We start from the raw sequence: 2,517 nt of genomic DNA on the forward strand, positions 1-2,517 counted from the left end.
GGCCACGCGTTCGGCGGCGGCGTCGGCCTGTGCGCGGCGTGCGACATCGTGATCGCGAGCGATCATGCGCGCTTCTCGGTCAGCGAGGCACGCTTCGGGATCCTGCCGGCCGTGATCGGCCCGTACCTGGTCGAGGCGGTCGGCCAGCGCCAGGCGCGCCGGCTCGCGCTGACAGCGACCCAGCTCGCCGCGGGCGAAGCGGTCGCGATCGGCCTGATCCACCAGGCCGTGCCGCTCGATTCGCTCGACGAAGCACTCGACAAGACGCTTGCCGAACTCGGCCGCAATGGCCCGAACGCGCTGATGGAGATCAAGCGCTTCTTCGATGCGATCGGCGAGTATCCGCCGTCGGACGAGCGCGCGGCGTTCACCGCGCAGACGATCTCCCGCGTGCGGGCGACACCGGAAGCGAAGGAGGGCTTCACCGCGTTCTTCGCGAAGCGGCCGCCGGCATGGGAGGCGGGCGCCGGGTAAGGGGGAAACCAAGCGGAAACGGCGGCGATCGACGGCACGGCGGGCCCGGCCGAATTTTGCGGCTCGGGCGCGGGCGCTTGCTCTACAATGCGTGACCTCCGGCGCGCTGCCGGCCCAGTCCCGACCGATTCTTCATCCGATGATCGTCAATCGCCTTATCTCCGAGATCCTGTTCGGCTTCACCGGCCTGATCGGCATCATCAACCCGATCGGCATCGCGTTCCTGTTTCTCGAACGGACCGAGGCGCTTACCGAGCAAGAGCGCGATCTGCTCGCGAGGAAGGTCGCGTTCAATGCGTTCATCGTGCTGATGGTCGCGTTCTTCGCCGGCACGCCGGTGCTGCATTTCTTCGGGATTTCGATGGAAGCGCTGCGGATCGGCGGCGGCTTCGCGGTTGCCGTCGCCGGCTGGCAGATGCTCAACGAACCCGACGGCCCGGGCGGCGGCGACACGCCGGTCAAGCCGATCGACGCGAACGCGATCATGACGCGCGCGTTCTTCCCGTTGACCATGCCGTTGACGGTCGGCCCCGGCTCGATCGCGACCGCGATCGCGCTGAACGCGAACCGCACGCACAAGCTGTCGGAATTCATGCTGTCGAGCATCGTGTCGATCGCCGTCTCCGTGCTGGTGGCGATCGTGATCTGGCAGGTCTACAGCCGTTCCGCGCTGCTGTCGCGCTACCTCGGCAGCGAAGGCACCAAGGTCGCGAAGCGCGTGTCGGCATTCCTGCTGCTGTGCATCGGCGTGCAGATCATGCTGACCGGCTTTTCCGCGTTCCTGCAGCCGATCGCCGACCAGGCCAAGTAAGCAAGCGGCCGGCGCCGCTGCGCACGTGCTGCGCAGCCGGCGCCGCGCGCGACCTCGCGCTCGCGAGCACCTCCTTCGCATCTTGCGGCGACGCCGCACGCATTTTTGCCGCCCGGGATACCATGCGACGGTCCGGCGGATGCGCGGCGCGCATCCGGCCGTCAGCTCAACTTCAATGGCGAGGCGTGCAATGGAATACGTGAAATTCGGGTCGACAGGGCTGGAAGTGTCCAAGCTGGTGCTGGATTGCATGACGTTCGGCGAACCGTCACGCGGCTCGCATCCGTGGACGCTGCCGGAAGCGGAGAGCCGCCCGATCATCCAGCGGGCGGTCGAGGCCGGCATCAACTTCTTCGATACCGCGAACATGTATTCCGACGGCACGTCGGAGGAGATCGTCGGCCGCGCGCTGCGCGATTTCGCGAAACGCGACGAGATCGCGATCGCGACCAAGGTGTTCTACCGGATGCGGCCGGGGCCGAACGGCGCGGGGCTGTCGCGCAAGGCGATCATGACCGACATCGACCAGAGCCTGAAGCGGCTCGGCACCGATTATGTCGATCTCTACCAGATTCACCGCTGGGACAACGGCACGCCGCTCGAGGAGACGCTCGAGGCGCTGCACGATGTCGTGAAGGCCGGCAAGGCGCGCTATATCGGCGCATCGTCGATGTTCGCGTGGCAGTTCGCGAAGGCGCTGCACACGTCGAAGCAGCACGGCTGGACCCGCTTCGTCAGCATGCAGAACCACCTGAACCTGCTGTATCGGGAAGAAGAGCGGGAAATGCTGCCGCTGTGCGAAGACGAAGGGATCGCGGTGATTCCGTGGAGCCCGCTCGCGCGCGGCCGGCTCACGCGCAACTGGGACGAGTCGACCGAGCGGCAGCAGAGCGACGTGGTCAGCCAGCGGCTCTACGATGCGACGGCCGAATCGGACAAGGCGGTCGTCGACGCCGTGGCGACGATCGCGGCCGCCCGCAACGTGCCGCGTGCGCAGGTCGCGCTCGCCTGGGTCGCGCAGAAGCGCGGGGTCACCGCGCCGATCGTCGGCATTTCGAAGCCGCAGCAGCTGGACGATGCACTGGCCGCGCTCGAACTGAAACTGACCGACGACGAGATCGCCACGCTCGAACGCCCGTACGTGCCGCACGCGGTCGCCGGGATCAACTGAGCGGCGGCGCCGCGCGGCCGTCAGCGCGCGGCGTCGAGCATCGGGTAGGTGAACAGGCCGA

3 protein-coding genes are annotated in these 2,517 nt (G+C 67.5%); all 3 read left to right on the forward strand.

Features of this window, described 5'->3' with window-relative positions; all coding sequences use genetic code 11:
• Nucleotides 1–474 (forward strand): enoyl-CoA hydratase-related protein (locus G3N99_RS38225; protein ID WP_206124969.1); only part of this gene is annotated, 474 nt, incomplete at its 5' end.
• 139 nt (nucleotides 475–613) lie between these two features.
• Nucleotides 614–1,285, forward strand: a complete 672-nt coding sequence (locus tag G3N99_RS38230) for a MarC family protein (protein WP_011354924.1) — start codon at nucleotides 614–616, stop codon at nucleotides 1,283–1,285.
• 190 nt (nucleotides 1,286–1,475) lie between these two features.
• Complete coding sequence (locus G3N99_RS38235) at nucleotides 1,476–2,456, forward strand: aldo/keto reductase (RefSeq protein ID WP_206124970.1); 981 nt, start codon at nucleotides 1,476–1,478, stop codon at nucleotides 2,454–2,456.
• Nucleotides 2,457–2,517 lie beyond the last annotated feature (61 nt).

Source organism: Burkholderia sp. Ac-20392 (assembly GCF_017104585.1).
Classification (GTDB): domain Bacteria; phylum Pseudomonadota; class Gammaproteobacteria; order Burkholderiales; family Burkholderiaceae; genus Burkholderia; species Burkholderia lata.